At 50.3% G+C, this 15,014-nt stretch carries 15 protein-coding genes and 1 tRNA gene; 5 read left to right on the top strand and 11 right to left on the bottom strand.

The features are described from left to right. Nucleotides 1-200 precede the first annotated feature (200 nt). From B160_RS0122000 to B160_RS0121990, 3 genes are read left to right on the top strand one after another with little or no spacing between them, the layout of a single operon-like run. Complete coding sequence (locus B160_RS0122000) at nt 201-1,514, top strand: O-acetylhomoserine aminocarboxypropyltransferase/cysteine synthase family protein (RefSeq protein WP_018630105.1); 1,314 nt, start codon at nt 201-203, stop codon at nt 1,512-1,514. Between the two features lie 55 nt (nt 1,515-1,569). Continuing rightward, nucleotides 1,570-2,610, top strand: coding sequence for a homoserine O-acetyltransferase family protein (locus B160_RS0121995; RefSeq protein ID WP_040680316.1), 1,041 nt, complete (start codon nt 1,570-1,572; stop codon nt 2,608-2,610). Nucleotides 2,611-2,615: 5 nt separating this feature from the next. After that, on the top strand, nt 2,616-3,872 hold the full coding sequence (locus B160_RS0121990) for a homoserine dehydrogenase (protein WP_018630103.1): 1,257 nt from the start codon (nt 2,616-2,618) through the stop codon (nt 3,870-3,872). Between the two features lie 43 nt (nt 3,873-3,915). On the opposite strand, the gene tsaD is transcribed toward B160_RS0121990, so the two are convergent. Both tsaD and B160_RS0121980 read right to left on the bottom strand, forming a co-directional pair. Continuing rightward, nucleotides 3,916-4,959, bottom strand: a complete 1,044-nt coding sequence (tsaD, locus tag B160_RS0121985; protein WP_018630102.1) for a tRNA (adenosine(37)-N6)-threonylcarbamoyltransferase complex transferase subunit TsaD — start codon at nt 4,957-4,959, stop codon at nt 3,916-3,918. 196 nt (nt 4,960-5,155) lie between these two features. Then, a complete protein-coding gene (locus tag B160_RS0121980; protein WP_040680271.1) occupies nt 5,156-6,403 on the bottom strand; it encodes an ABC transporter permease in 1,248 nt (415 codons plus the stop codon). Between the two features lie 25 nt (nt 6,404-6,428). On the opposite strand from B160_RS0121980, the gene B160_RS29860 reads away from it, so the two are divergent. Together B160_RS29860 and B160_RS0121970 are read left to right on the top strand one after the other, a co-directional pair. Continuing rightward, nucleotides 6,429-6,698 (top strand): GNAT family N-acetyltransferase, encoded by a 270-nt coding sequence (locus B160_RS29860; protein ID WP_018630100.1) that lies wholly within the window; start codon nt 6,429-6,431, stop codon nt 6,696-6,698. A gap of 7 nt (nt 6,699-6,705) precedes the next feature. Then, nucleotides 6,706-7,197 carry a MarR family winged helix-turn-helix transcriptional regulator gene (locus B160_RS0121970; RefSeq protein ID WP_018630099.1) on the top strand — a complete coding sequence of 164 codons (492 nt, stop codon included), beginning with the start codon at nt 6,706-6,708 and terminating at the stop codon, nt 7,195-7,197. 14 nt (nt 7,198-7,211) lie between these two features. Here B160_RS0121970 and B160_RS0121965 read toward each other — a convergent pair whose 3' ends face one another. The 9 genes from B160_RS0121965 to B160_RS0121905 all read right to left on the bottom strand — a co-directional run bounded on the left by B160_RS0121965 (nt 7,212) and on the right by B160_RS0121905 (nt 15,007). Beyond that, nucleotides 7,212-7,859 (bottom strand): TetR/AcrR family transcriptional regulator, encoded by a 648-nt coding sequence (locus B160_RS0121965; RefSeq protein ID WP_040680314.1) that lies wholly within the window; start codon nt 7,857-7,859, stop codon nt 7,212-7,214. A 444-nt stretch (nt 7,860-8,303) separates the two neighbouring features. Continuing rightward, the gene (locus B160_RS0121960; RefSeq protein ID WP_040680313.1) at nt 8,304-8,759 is read right to left on the bottom strand and encodes a hemerythrin domain-containing protein; all 456 of its coding nucleotides are present in this window, start codon (nt 8,757-8,759) and stop codon (nt 8,304-8,306) included. 73 nt (nt 8,760-8,832) lie between these two features. Continuing rightward, complete coding sequence (locus B160_RS0121955) at nt 8,833-10,059, bottom strand: hypothetical protein (RefSeq protein ID WP_018630096.1); 1,227 nt, start codon at nt 10,057-10,059, stop codon at nt 8,833-8,835. Between the two features lie 158 nt (nt 10,060-10,217). Next, nucleotides 10,218-10,931 carry an iron-sulfur cluster repair di-iron protein gene (gene ric / locus B160_RS0121945; protein ID WP_018630094.1) on the bottom strand — a complete coding sequence of 238 codons (714 nt, stop codon included), beginning with the start codon at nt 10,929-10,931 and terminating at the stop codon, nt 10,218-10,220. A 307-nt stretch (nt 10,932-11,238) separates the two neighbouring features. Further along, nucleotides 11,239-11,634: a YidH family protein gene (locus B160_RS0121940; RefSeq protein WP_018630093.1), complete on the bottom strand. Its 396-nt coding sequence runs from the start codon at nt 11,632-11,634 to the stop codon at nt 11,239-11,241. 596 nt (nt 11,635-12,230) lie between these two features. Next, nucleotides 12,231-12,315: transfer RNA gene (locus B160_RS0121925), tRNA-Ser, on the bottom strand. A 100-nt stretch (nt 12,316-12,415) separates the two neighbouring features. Continuing rightward, nucleotides 12,416-13,327 (bottom strand): molybdate ABC transporter substrate-binding protein, encoded by a 912-nt coding sequence (locus tag B160_RS0121920; protein ID WP_245562259.1) that lies wholly within the window; start codon nt 13,325-13,327, stop codon nt 12,416-12,418. A 170-nt stretch (nt 13,328-13,497) separates the two neighbouring features. Next, complete coding sequence (locus tag B160_RS0121910) at nt 13,498-13,962, bottom strand: DsrE family protein (RefSeq protein WP_018630088.1); 465 nt, start codon at nt 13,960-13,962, stop codon at nt 13,498-13,500. 40 nt (nt 13,963-14,002) lie between these two features. Then, on the bottom strand, nt 14,003-15,007 hold the full coding sequence (locus B160_RS0121905) for a c-type cytochrome (RefSeq protein WP_018630087.1): 1,005 nt from the start codon (nt 15,005-15,007) through the stop codon (nt 14,003-14,005). Between the last annotated feature and the right edge of the window lie 7 nt (nt 15,008-15,014).

Below are 15,014 nucleotides of genomic sequence, written 5' to 3'. Positions count from 1 at the left end.
AACGAAACTCTATTAAATTCGTAATCTGCATGAAACAAAGAGCAACATACACCATCCCGTACATTACACCCGTAATGTGTTGCCCTGTTTGTTGTATGCCGTAGCAGGCATACCATCTTACCATCTACCCCCGCGGGTCTTCAGAACCGCATATATATTTCAACATCTTTTTTTCATTTCATTAAATTCATTATCTTTTTATGAGCAACCAATTACATTTTGACACATTGCAGGTGCATGCCGGCCAGCAGGCAGATCCCACTACCGGAAGCCGTGCTGTGCCTATTTACCAGACCACTTCTTTTGTTTTCAAAAATGCGGACCATGCGGCCAATCTTTTCGGCCTGAAAGAGTTTGGCAATATTTATACGCGCATCATGAACCCGACCACGGACGTATTTGAGCAGCGTGTAGCGGCCCTCGAAGGTGGGGTGGCCGCCCTGGCTACTGCGTCCGGACAGGCAGCACAGTTCCTGACCATCGCCAACCTGCTGCAGGCCGGCGAAAACTTTGTTACGTCTCCATTCCTGTACGGGGGTACATTCAATCAGTTTAAAGTTTCTTTTAAGCGGCTGGGGATCGATGTTCGTTTTGCGGCCGATGATAATGTTGACAGTTTCCGTCCATTGATCGATGAAAAAACAAAAGCCATTTACCTGGAAACCCTGGGCAACCCGCGGTTAAACGTTCCCGATTTTGAAAAATTTGCCGCCCTGGCCAAAGAATTTGATCTGCCGCTGATCGTAGACAATACATTCGGAGCCGGCGGCTACCTGTTCCAGCCCATCAAACACGGCGCCAACATTGTCGTACAAGCCGCTACCAAATGGATCGGCGGACACGGCAACAGTATTGGCGGGATCATCGTTGACGGAGGAAACTATAACTGGGGCAACGGAAAATTCCCGCAGTTCTCTGAACCCTCGGAAGGCTACCACGGACTTAATTTCTGGCAGGTATTTGGTGAGGGAAATCCCCTGGGATTGCCCAACATCGCCTTTGCCATCCGCGCCCGTGTAGAAGGACTGCGCGATTTTGGACCGGCATTGAGCCCCTTCAATTCTTTCCTGCTGCTGCAGGGCCTCGAAACACTTTCGCTGCGTGTACAGCGCACGGTAGACAATACCCTGGCACTGGCACAGTGGCTGGAGCAGCACGATAACGTGGAGTTTGTGTGGTATCCGGGCCTGGAAAGCAGCCCCTATCACACCCTGGCCAAAAAATACCTGACCAATGGTTTTGGTGGTGTACTGCAGTTTGGCATCAAGGGCGGTCTTGAAAACGGGAAAACCTTTATCAACAGCCTGAAACTGGTAAGCCATCTGGCCAACGTGGGCGATACCAAAACCCTGGCCATTCATCCGGCTTCTACTACACACGAGCAACTCAGTGAAGCGGAACGGGCCAGCGCCGGTGTGCTGGACAACCTGATCCGCATCAGCCCGGGGATCGAATACATTGATGATATAAAAGCAGATTTTGAACAGGCATTCGCCGCTGTTTTTAATAAGTAAAATAAGACCAGTCCCGTAAGGCTTGGTAAGCCTTGCGGGACTTTCCAAAAAAAGAATGCAACAAAAGATATTTACACATACCGGGCCTTTCGAATTAGAAAGCGGCGCCATTTTTCAAAACCTGCGGCTGGCCTATACGACCTATGGTACGGTCAATGGGGACCAGTCCAACATCATCTGGATCTTTCATGCGCTTACAGCCAATAGCAACCCGCATGAGTGGTGGCCCGAGATGATCGGCCCCGGAAAAGTTTTTGACCCTGCCCGGGATTTCATCATCTGCGTGAACATGCCCGGCAGTTGCTATGGCAGCAGCAGCCCGCTGGATGTTGACCCCGCTACGGACGAGCCCTACTATCACGATTTTCCCTTTTTTACGATCCGCGATATGGCACGGGCCTATCAGCTGCTGCAAAACGAACTGGGCATCCGGAAAATAAAAGTAGGCATCGGCGGCAGTACCGGCGGCCAGCAACTGCTGGAATGGGCCGTACAGGACCCGGAGCTCTTCGAATACATCATTCCGCTGGCTACCAATGCCGTTCATTCGCCCTGGGGAAAGGCCTTTAATGCCTCTCAGCGTTTTGCTATTGAGGCCGACCAGACCTGGCAAACAAAAAGCCCCGATGCGGGAAGAAAAGGGATGGAAGTGGCTAGGGGCATTGCCCTGCTTTCTTACCGCAATGCCATCGCCTATAACAAAACACAGTCTGAGCTCTCGGACGATCAGCTGGAAGCTTTTCGCAGTGAAAGCTATCAACGCTACCAGGGCACCAAACTATCGGCCCGCTTTAATGCATTCAGCTATTATGCCCTCAGCAAAAGCATGGACAGTCATAACCTTGGCCGTGGCCGGGGCGGCGTCATTAAAGCGCTGGAGGCCATCAAAGCAAAGACGCTGGCCCTGGCCCTGGAAGGAGATGTGCTGTTTCCTCCGGAGGAACAGGAGTTTTTGGCAGAACATATACCCGGAGCCATTGAAAAGCTGATCCGCTCCGATTATGGACACGATGGTTTTTTACTGGAATTTGAACAGATATCAGAAGCAATAAAAAAATTCACAACCCGTCACGCTGAAGGCGTGGCCTTAAAATAAGAACAATGGGCGAACATAAAGAATTAGTGATCGGATTATTTGGATTTGGTGTTGTAGGCGAAGGACTTTACAAGGTTTTGCAGCAAACGCCCTCCCTGAAAGCCTCTATCAAAAGGGTATGCATCAAACATCCGGGGAAAAAGAGGAATGCACCGGAAGACCTGTTTACTACCGATCGCAATGAACTGCTAAACGACACCTCCATCAACCTGATCGTAGAAGTCATCGATGACGCCGTGGCCGGCTTTGAGATCGTGAGCACCGCCCTGAAAAACGGCAAGGACGTTGTCAGCTCCTCCAAGAAAATGATCGCTGAGAATTTACCGGCCCTGCTGGAACTGCAGCAAAAGACGGGCAGATCGCTTTTGTATGAATCCTCGGCCTGCGCCTCCATCCCGGTGATCCGGAACCTGGAGGAATATTATGACAATGATCTCCTGCACAGCATCCGCGCGATCGTGAACGGGAGCACCAATTTTATCCTTACCAAGATCTTTGAAGAGAACCTGTCCTTTAAAGATGCCCTGCTGCTGGCGCAGCAACTGGGCTTTGCAGAAAGCGATCCCACATTGGATGTGGAAGGGTTTGATGCCCTGAACAAGTGGACCATCCTGCTGCTGCATGCCTACGGCATCGTAGCACACCCGGATCAGATCCTGTTCAACGGCATCCAGAATATTGCCAAATCGGATGCGCTGGTGGCCAAGGCGCGCGGACAACAGATCAAGCTGGTGGCGCAGGCCAAAAAGCTGATCAACGGCGGCGTGGGCGCTTATGTGCTGCCCCAGTTTGTAAATACTGACAGCCCCTTGTCCTTTGTAAAAAATGAATACAACGGCGTGGTGATCGAAAGCGGGTTTGCTGATCAGCAATTCTTTTACGGGAAAGGGGCCGGCAGTTTTCCTACCGCTTCTGCGGTGCTGAGCGATATTTCTGCATTGCGTTATGAGTACCGGTACGAATACAAAAAATTATACCATCATAAGCCGCACCAGCTCAACGACGCCATCTATCTGAAGGTATTTGTGAGTTTCACTGATCTGGCCAATATTCCCAAAGAAGACTTTGAATGGATCGAAGAATGGCATGCACAGGAAAGCCGTAAATACCTGTCCGGCGTAATCGCCCTGCAAAAGTTAAAGCAAACTTCCTGGTGGAAGGAGAACGGCACCTCCCTCATCGTGGAAGCCGATGGCATCATCGAAGACATTGAAGAGCGGAAACTAAAAAAGAAAAGCCTGGAGCTGGCAGGATTATTATAGTTTCAGGTTGTGTCCCCAACATGAAACCTGGAACCTGGAATTCTTAAAATCCGCGCGCCATGGAAGCCACGGAAAGATCCGCAAAATCGTTCTCTAAGTATTTGTAATACCCGGTAATCGCGATCATACCCGCATTATCGGTGCAGTACTGGAAATCCGGGATAAACGTATTCCATCCTTTTTGTTCGCCCATTTCTTTAAACGCCTTGCGCAGTCCGCTGTTGGCCGACACGCCCCCTGCAATGCATAGGTCTTTTATCCCCAGCTCCTTTGCGGCCCTGCTGAACTTGTTCAGCAAGATCGTAATGATCCGGTTCTGGATCGAGGCGCAGATATCATTCAGGTTTTCTTCTATAAAGCGTTGTTTTTCCTCCGCCGTGGCTGCAAATTCCTCCTTATACACCTGTGCCGTGCCGGCATTTCTTAAAAAATAGAGGATGGCCGTTTTCAGTCCGCTGAAACTAAAATTATAGCCGGGAATCCTGGGCTCGGGAAACTGAAAGCGACCGGGATCCCCTTCCCGCGCGTGCTTATCCACCAGTGGTCCGCCCGGGTAAGGCAGGCCCAGCATTTTGGCGGCTTTATCAAAAGCCTCTCCTGCGGCATCGTCGATCGTTTCCCCGATCACCTCCAGCTTTGTGGGTGCCGTACATTTTACGATCTGGGTGTGCCCGCCGCTTACGGTCAGACACAGGAACGGAAAAGAAGGCCGGTGATCCGGGATCAGGTTTGCCAGCACATGCGCCTGCATATGGTTTACAGCGATCAGGGGCTTGTTCAGCGCCAGGGATAAAGACTTTGCAAATTGCCCGCCCACCAGCAAGCTTCCGATCAGCCCGGGCGCCTGCGTAAACGCGATCGCATCCATATCGTTCAGCTCCATACCACTTTCCTTCAAGGCCACATCCACTACGGGTACAATATGCTGCATATGCGCCCTGGAAGCCAGCTCGGGCACCACGCCTCCATGTGCTGCATGCACGGCCTGCGTGGCAATGCGGTTTGATAAGATCGTTCCCCCGCTGCAAACAGCGGCCGAGGTTTCGTCGCAACTGGATTCGATAGCCAGTATATTTATCTTACTCATGATTTCATTTACTCAGCCCCATTCACTATTGCCCATTCGATACCGCTTCCTTAGCGCATGGGTAAGGCACTCAATATATTGCTGACAGATCCCCGGAATAGCACAGAATGCTGCGGCATCTGAAAGATGAGCAGCCTCCCCGGCGATGCTGATTTGGGAAACCACATTGGCTCACCACTGCCTACTGTCCCTTGCCTCAGCTCCGTATCGCCACCACCGGATCCATTTTTGCCGCCTGCACCGCCGGAATGATCCCGGCAATGATCCCTACGATCACACAGATCAAAAAGGTCCAGATCATATTTCCAACAGAAATGAATACCGGAAAGTCAAGCGCCTTGCTGAGTACCTGTGCCAGCACATACACGAGGAATAAACCGATCAGTCCGCCCAACATACAAAGAAAGGCCGATTCCAGCAGGAATTCCGTAAGGATGATCTGCCGTTTGGCCCCCAGCGCCTTTTTCAGCCCGATCTGCGAAGTACGTTCCTTTACCGTAACAAACATGATGTTCGCAACGCCAAACAGTCCAACAATGAGGCTGATGCCGCCGATCACCGCCCCTCCGATGTTCAGACCGGCAAACGCTTCTTCCACCTGATCACCGATATCATTGATATCATTCAGTGCAAAGTTGTTGGTTTGCTTGGGGCTCAGCTTATGCAGGCTGCGCATCGTAACCATCAGCTCATCTTTGAGGCCCTTACTGGTAACCTGCTCCCTGCCCTGCACCATGATCACCGGGTCTGTCTTTTCCTCGTTATAAATAGTACGGCCAAACTGGAAAGGCAGGATCACGCTCTGATCAAATCCCCAGCCTCCGATCATCTGTTTTCCCTGTTTTTCGATAACGCCGGCAACCAGCATTTTTCTTCCCGCGATGGAGATGGTCTTATTCACCGCCAGCTCCGGCTCACTAAATAATTTTTCAGCAATTTCGTTACCAATGACCGCTACACCGGAGCCATAATTAAATTCTGCATCGGATATATAACGGCCAAACCCCATGGTCAACGGCTGGATCTTTATATACTCATCGCTTACGCTGTACACGTTCACCCCGTTCAGCAAATACCCCGAAAACTCCACATTGCCCCTTCCCTGCAGTGCAAAAGCCACATATTTTGCATTGGCTGTACGCTCCTTGATCGGTTTTACTTCATCATAACGGGGCACCGGGCGGTTCACATATTTCCACCAGGGATAATCCGGGCCACCGCCATATTCCCATTTGTCTATATAGATCGTATTGGAGCCCAGGGTCTTGATCTCGTTCTGGATATTTTGCTGCAGGCTGTTTACCGTAGCCAGCACCCCGATGATACAAAAGATCCCGATGGTTACACCGAAGAGCGACAAAAACGTCCGCAGCTTATTCTTCCACAGCTCCTGCATGGCCATGCGAAAACTATTGCTTACTATTTCCAGGGTGCGCCTCAACATAGCTACAAATATAATCACGTTTTTAATGGCCGCAGCCAGTGTTTTTAAAAATAGGTTTAACCCGTCTAAAAAAGCCGGTTATGACGTGGCCCGGGAGTTGCTGGACACACTGATCCGGTACTGCCGCCGGCAACAGATCCACGCGATCTACCTGGGCACCGTTGACCTGCTGAAAGCGGCACAGCGGTTCTATGAAAAAAATGGCTTTACCAGGATAGATGAAACGGCGCTTCCCTCTTTTTTTCCAAAAGTGCCGGTAGATAACGTTTTCTATTATCGTTCACTCAACAACTGAATTGGTCATGAACACTATTGATGATGCCGGCATACTGGCGCTTGCCACCCGGCTGCAACGGCTTAGCGAAAGCATCCGCAAGCAAGGGTTTGAAGTTTACCGGGCCTGCGGCATCGACTTTGATCCCAAATGGTTCCCGGTGATCTACGCCCTGCATAAAAAAACCAGGCTGAGCGTGGTAGCGCTGGCCCAGGAAATCGGATATACCCACCCGTCTACCATCAGCCTGTTAAAAGAGCTGGACAAAGAAAAGCTGGTGCGCTCCCAAAAAGATCCCGGGGACGACCGTAAACGGCTGCTGCTCCTTTCTTCCCGTGGACGGGCCCTGGTGGCACAAATGCAGCCCCTCTGGCAGGTGCTGATACAGGCCATTACACAACTGACGGCTACGCGGAACAACCTCCTAAAGGCCATTACCGAAGTAGAACAGCGATTGCATGAAACAGCCCTGACCGATGCAGCGCTGGCACTGATGAAACGGGAAAATGCGGGTAGCTGACTTCCCGGTGCTGCTCATTTCCGCTCTTCCGCGGCCTCCCGGTAGCACCAGTTAATGATCTGCTCTATTGCTTTAAAAAGCTGCTCCCGGCCTTTTTCTGTTGTGGTGCTGACCCCGCAGATGGTATTGTTGTTGTAGCGGGCATGCAGGATGATGTAGTAGATCGCCGATACCAGGAGGGCGTTGATGGCCCGGAAGTTCACGGATGTACCTTTAAAATATTTATCCGACAGCTGAAACAGCTGCTCGCCAAAACGTTCCCGCTCTTCCAGTATATCCCGCAATAAGGGATTTTTTTCGCACAACTCCCACAGAATGATATGCTGCATCTCTACTGAGTTTTCAAGAAACAGGAACTGTCCTTTCAGGATCTCCACTACCGTATCCGGCTTCAGATCCGTAAGCGGTACTTTTTCTGTTATGGCTTCGGTCTTTTTCCAAAAATCGTTTTTCTTCAGGTAGGCATCTATCAGCCCACCGAGGCTTCCAAAATAATTATAGATCAGTTTTTTATCAAGTTTGGCATGCGCCGCAATGTTATTGGCCTTTAGTGCCTTGTACCCGTCCTTTTGAAGGATCGCTCCCACTGAGTGCAACAGTTTCTGCATGGATTTCTGCTTATCCCGCTTTGGCTCCTGTGTATTCCCTTGTCTCCTTTTCATGGTCGATAGCATCCAAAGGTCAACGTTTTTTCGGAGTTTCCAAAAAAATACATCCATTAGACATATTGAAAATCTTTCGACAAAACATTAAACATTTAAAAATATTTGCAATTATCCATTAAATTTAATCTCAGCTGGAAGCAGCAGCAATATATTTTTTGCAGTTTTCCTGGCCGCTTAATCTTCGCAAGTCACCGATGGGTGACTTATATTGATTTATTGCCCTACCTTTGCTACTTCCGAAATTGCGGGTGCTGTGATGAATTCATTTACAAGATCCGTTTTTTGTTCGTAAGTGTGCCGTTGCTAAAACAGGCCAGCTAAAAATGCTTTTGGGACAACATGGTTTCTATGGGTTGATAATGGATATGCTCTGCTCTCAAAAGTATGTCCATTTTTTTTGCCCGTTATACAGTGCATGTACCGGTGAACGCATGCCTGCTTTCAGGTTTCCAGCCAGAATGCATCCGTATAATCCTCCGTTGCAGGAACGATGTGCGATTCGTGCAGCAAGGCTCCTATCGTTTCCAGCTTCTCCTCCGGAACCGTCGCTTCAAGATGCGGGAACAATACCCGTTCTTCAAAACGGATATGCCGGTCCAGCAGATCGGCAAAAATAGTCAGACGGTCATTGGCTGCCGCTGAAGCAAGGGTCCCTACCAGCGCTTCCAGCTCCCGGTGTTCCGCAATTGCCTGCAGGCTCAGATCGTCCTGCTGAAACAGCCACCGCTCTTCTTCATCAAAATGCTGTTTCAGATAGGTTTTCCAAAAATAGTCCACATACAAACCGATCCGGGCGGCGGCAATCCCCTTTTTGATGCCCTGCCGGATCTTCCAGCAACATAGCAATCCGTAGTGATGGTCCCGGGAAAAGGGCACCAGACTTTTGTGTCGTTTCATGATCTCATTTTTTAAAGGTTTCTCCCGGTCCATCCGTTTATATTGCTGCGCGCAAACCGGGGTATTTCCGGCATTAAGACGTTGCGGTCTTCCCTGCCCGGCTTTGCGACAGGCAGATGCCGCCCGCCCCCGCCAGCAGCAGCATCGCAGCGCCCAGCAGCCCTTCGTTCATAAAAGGAACCGGCATATAGGCGAAGGCCGCAAAAGCCTGTGTGGCCAGAAACAGCTCGTTGAAGACCACGCCGGCCAGCAATATTGCACCCGCGGCCTTTGCCGTTTTCGTAACTGTGATCATCCGCCGGGCAATATAAAAGCCGATCAGGAATAAACTGTACACCCCCAGCAATACCAGGTGCAGATAAGCAATAACGACGGGGCGGGATCCAAATACCGGCTGGCCCAGTGAAGGAAGTACAGACAGGGTCTGAAGAACAAACTTCAGCGTAAGCGCTAATGCAGCTGCATAAAAAAAGACCTTAGCCCGGCAGGAAACGGTCTGTTGCCGGTTTTGCCGGTACCAGGTCTTTGCCCGGACCAGCAAAGCGATCCAGGCGGCCGGCTGCAATACCGCTGCCAGCGTGATGATCAGGTGCAACCACCCCGGAAGCGCAACCCCGTGTATAGACAGGAAAAAAGCCGGTACGGCGGTGATGATAAAAATCCGGAAGTAGGTCTTTAATGAAAAAAAGGATCCCGGCAAAAGCGTTATTGCCAAAGCCATGCTGCCAAAGAAGAACCAGCCATTGTATTGAAAATGTAAATAAAAATAAATTGAGCCCAGGTAAAGCCTGGAATCCAGGTTTTTGGTGGCCATCATATATGCCAGGAAAAAAGGGCCTGCCGATGACAATACATTCAGCAGCAAACCACCGGTAGCCCACGGTACAGAAGGATGTGCGGCCGGCCACTGCCGCCGGTCCCGGATGAACAAACCCGCAAATACCACCGCTACCAGGATGGACCATGTAGAAAAGATGATCGACACGGCCTCATATCCCTGTATGGTGAATGCGATCAGCATCCCAAATGCCCCCAAAAGATTCAGTACGATAAGAGCCTGATAGTGTTTCCGCCTTCGCGGGGTAATGAAGGGCGCGATCAGGAAAGCAAGTCCCGAATACAGCAAATGACTGACCCAGCCGCCGAAGGCAAAATGGGAATGCGCATGCAATAGGTGCTCCTGTTCAAAAAACGGGAAGTTGTACGCGATCTTGTAGCGCATCATCGTTCCATACAGGGCTACGATCACCAGGTTAAACAATCCCCAGCGCACCCACCTTTTTAATAAACCGGCATCCATCAGCAATGATTAATAAGGTTTATGCCCCCGGATCTTTACTTTTTGGCTGCAGCTCGTCCTGATCAGTATACGGATCACGGTTCCGGGCTACGCCGCCATAGGCGATCCGTATGTTATGCCCCACAGGTATATTCTTCCGATGTTTCCGTTACCTGTAGTCAGCGGACCGTTTCCTGTTCCATTTTGATCGCCTTCGGAAACAGGATATTGTTTTCCAGGTGCACGTGCAGGTGCAGGTCCTCTTCAAATTCTTTCAGCAAAGAAAAAGTTACCTTGTAGGTATTACAGGCATCAGCCGGCGGCGTATAATTACCGGTAAGGGTGGCAATCCGCTGAAAGCGCCCACCTTCAATATCATGCTCATGCCTCATAACGCTGATCGGGTTCTCCACTGTACCAAAAGCAGCATGTACGGCGGCCTTGTTCACCGCCATGTTCCGGATATATGGAAAAAGAAAGGTCTCTTCTTTTTTCATATGCGCAGAAAGTTCGGCCGCGGATTCATGAAACAGTGTTTCCACTTCCTTCAATTCCGGATGCCGGTCTCCATGCACCCGTACCACCTTCCCGAGGAACGGCGTGATCTCTGCAACTTTTGCCGTTACGTAACGGTGATGCTTTTTTTCTATATAGTCCGCCAGCAGGTCCGCCGGCCAGCTGTTATAGGCTGCAGCAGCTGTATCCGCCTGGCCGCGCACGTCCTCCAATACGTTGATCAGCGCCCCTGGTTCCAGTGCTTTCTGCCTGCAGGCTTCAGCAATCGTACGGTTGCCGTTACAGCAAAAATCTATACCGTGTCCTTTAAAGATGGAGGCCGTCCGGTAATCTGCCGCTACCAGCTCCCCGATAATGGTTTGTTCATTAATATCCATAATTATACCTACTTAAAGTTAAAAAAACAGTATTACCCTTGTTATCGTTCGCAAAACGGCGGCCGGCCCCTATTTGAATTCCGCCTCCTCCTCTGCGGGTCCGCATGTTGTTCTTAGACCCCGGTCTTCCCCGTCAGCGCCCAAAAAAACGCAACAGCTTCATAGCAAAGATAGGAAGAAAACACAATAGAAGACAAAAATGTCTTTTATTGTCCAGCTTACAGTCATGCGCCGGTATGCCGGTTTATGGCTTACAGCTTCTATGCGGAAAAAGAAGGTCTGGGAAAGGGGTGCTGATACAGGGTCATTACTTTATATTCCTGAACAAATAAATAAACAGCAGGACACTGCATAAGAAGATGAATACAGCGCTCACTTTGACCAGCCAGTCCGAATAAATAAAACTTCCGGATTCCAGCTGCTTTTTGGTTTTTTGGTACCGGAAAAAAGCGAGGAGAATGATGAGCCCCCCCAACGCAACCAGTGTAATTCCTACAACCTGGGAAAAACCGGAACCCCGGGGCAATGCCTGCGGCGCTTCCAGTACCGCAGCCAGCTGCCGCATAAATAATGAGAACTTAACCACAACAAATCCAAAACCCATGATACCGATACTCGTCCGTATCCAGGCCAAAAATGTTCTTTCATTGGCCAGGTGATCGTTTGCGCCTCCTTTTGTTTTGCTGCTCATATTCTCATTCATTTCTGATATCCTCCAATTTTAAAATAACCCGGTTTCCTGCTTCTCCCAAATATAATAAAGATTTATGCGATGCCGGCCTGGGACACATTCCAAATCCGATAGCATCGGGTATCATAGGGGTATATAAAGAGCGACGCGCTTCCTGCCACTCAGGGGCGTGGCAAACTGATCAATTGCGGAAGAGGCAGTAAAGGCAATCCGATCTTCATTCAGCGAATTCCTGCCGTTCGGGATCTCAGGTCTTTCCTGAGAAAAAGAATGATAAGGAAGCCGGTTGCTACAGTTGACAAAGACGGTGTTCTTACCTGCATTGCTCCCGGAGAAGCCATGGCAACCGTGAAAGTAAAAAATAGAGGATCGGCGCTTGTTACATGCAAGGTGCGGATATCCCCTGTTTTGATAAATGAAATGCACTTCGATAAACAGCATATCCCTCTAACAATTGGGAAAAGTCGCAGGTGACTGTATCCGGATGCAACCAGCAAGAAGCTCATTTGGCGTGTCTATAATTCAAATGTAGCGCCTGCAGATCAGACTGGTTAATACTACAGCAGGATTGGGAGATGGCAGCTTGCTCAGAAAAGGGCTTTTAAAAGCGGAGAGCGAGGGATTCGAACCCCCGGACCTGTTACAGTCAACGGTTTTCAAGACCGCCGCATTCGACCACTCTGCCAGCTCTCCGCGGCAAAAGTAAGGGTTGGCCGTTTGATGACAAAAAAATGTTTTTTGATTTTTCCCGGAACAGGATCCCCCGGTCTTCCGGAAGAAAGAACAGCTGCGGTCAGGGCGTGGTAAAGCCATATTTACGGTAAATCGCCCGGGCCTGGCTGCTTTTCAGAAAATGCATAAAATCCTTTGCCGCCTGCCGGTGCGGCGCCTCCTTTAATATTCCGGCTATATACGTGGACCGGATGTTTTCATGATCCGGTACCGGCACCAGCTCCACCGGATGCCCGATCATTACCTGGTAATATGCCTCCGAATACCAGACAGGTCCTGCATCGCTTTTTCCATACAGCATCCACATCGGCGTTTGACGGTGATGGATCCGGGTAAGCCGTGTTGTATGGTCTTTTACTTTCTGATCCATGATCCGGTCTTTCAGCGGCTCACCACCGGCCTTGATGTAGGCGGCTTCAATTTTTTTGCCAATGCCTTCAAATTCGGGGTTGGGCATTGCCACCAATATCTCTTTTCTGCCCAGGTCCTTCAGCCCGCTGATCTTGCCGGGGTTTCCTTTGCGCACCATTATGGCCAGCTTGTTGTAAGCATATGCTGTGGTATCTGCAAAGAGGGGTGCCATTGCATCCATCCTCGTTTTGCCGGCGGTATATACATCCGGTTTCAGGGTAATGCGGAGGTTTCCCATTGTTAATGACCCACCCTCCATTTGCTTTGCAAGGATCCCCGGGGGTAATGTTTCTGCGAATACCCGGGTATAACACGGGTAAGCTTTTTTAAAAGCATTCAGCAACGCGTCCACACACATAAACTGGTTGCCTGCAAAAAACACCACCAGCTGCGGATCATTAATATCGCCAAACAGATCCGGAACATTATCCACACCCGGAACGGTAAACCTTATAGCGCTCTGCGGTGGCTCGTTCCAGGGTGGGTCAAAACGATGCTCCTGCGCCGCTATAAAACCGGCACTGATCTGGCAAAGCACCAGGATCATAAATACTGTTTTCACTTCTGATTATTTTTTATTGCTCCCGGGCAGCACAGCAGCCGGAGGATATGATCAAAAGATCTTCATTGGTGCCACCCCGGCTCTTGCCTCAACGGGCGAACGGAAGTCCGGAATGGCAATCTGCTCTAAAACAGACCCTGGTCAGCCCGCCGTTCTTCACCAGAACGATCTCAGGGTTTGATCACCGACCAGCCTTCGGCCTGACGCAGGATCAGTTCTCCATTGCCGCTGGGCACCAGCCCTATAAAATCATAGATGCTTTCCCGTTCAATTTTCCGTTCCTTCAGGGTATTGGCACATTGCACCACGATCACGCCTTTTGCTACCAGTTGTTTTAACGCGTTCCCGTACTTACTCCCTTTTATGTAAGCATCTGTGCCTCCGCTGAAAGCCACCAGCTCAGCCTGCAATTTCCCCTTCAGCCGCGGATCGTTCAATGCATTGTTCAGGTTGCGCAATACTTTCTCAATTGACTTCGGATCACCGTTATCCATTTGATAGATCACCCGGTATTGTTCCTGCTTTGCCATTGCGCCGGTAAAACTCCGGTTCTTTTCTTCCTGTTTGGTCAATTGCTGTGCGGATATTGCCCCATTCAATATCAGACATCCTATCACCAGTAAGATCTGTTTCATTGTTCTTTTTTTTAAATATGAAATGGAACTATCATTCCATCTAAAGTATTTTTTTCAATGCCGCCTGTGCGATCTCGATCGGGCCGTAAGGGCCATACTTATGCTGCCGTTCAGAAAAGCTGTCGATATAGGGCCCGTAAGGAGCATCAAGCGGTTTTTTTGCAAGCAGCTTCCAGTCTGCCCGCTGATCAAACTGCGGGCGTGGCTGGCTCTCGATGTAGGCCGCAACATCCCATGCTTCTTCATCAGTAAGCCGGGGGCTGCGATACGTGGTTCCCAGCGGCATATTGTTTTTAATAAACCCCGCCATCGCCCGCAGGCGAAACAGCCCCGCGCCGTCATTAAAGCTTCCGGCCCCCCATAAAGGCGGGTACAGATGCCCGGTGCCCCCGGCATCCGGCTGGCCGGCACCATCGCTTCCATGGCAGGTTGCGCACCGGTCCCGGTAAACGCTCTTTCCCTTTGCCGGATCGGCGGCCCTGTCCAGAAAGCGCAGTTTCATAATGGTCGTTCCAGGCAATGCCCTGCCCTTGGGAACCCCATCCCCTACCCACCGGATGTAGGCATAAAGGGCCTGCATCTCTTTTGAAGCCGTATCCAGCGTCTTCCCGTTAAGACTTCGCTGAAAACAATCGTTCACCCTTGTATAAATATCCTGGATACCGTTATTCCGTGCCCGGTACAACGGGTAGGTTGCAAACACCTTTCCAAAATTGTTTCCATAAGGTACTGTTCCTCCTTTCAGATGACAGTTCTGGCAGTTCATACCATTAGTCAGCGCCGCTACGGTTCCCTTCGGACCCAGGTAATAAGACGTATTTGTGATCAGGTCATAGCCATACCGGATCAGCCGGCCTTCTTCTGTGTAGTCCGGTATCTGGTAACAGTTCCAGCCCGTCCAGACGGCCTCCTCTTCCGGGGCAGCCGCTCCTGTATTTCTGTCCTGTCCGGAACCGGAGCGTTCCCGTCCGGCGCATCCGTTTTCCAAAAGGATCACAAGGATCATCACCAAAAATATAACTCCGGGTATCAAAAAAGCTTTCATCTGTGCT

The organism is Niabella aurantiaca DSM 17617, assembly GCF_000374125.1.
In the GTDB taxonomy this organism is placed as follows: domain Bacteria; phylum Bacteroidota; class Bacteroidia; order Chitinophagales; family Chitinophagaceae; genus Niabella; species Niabella aurantiaca.
This window is presented reverse-complemented; position numbering and strand designations above follow the sequence as displayed.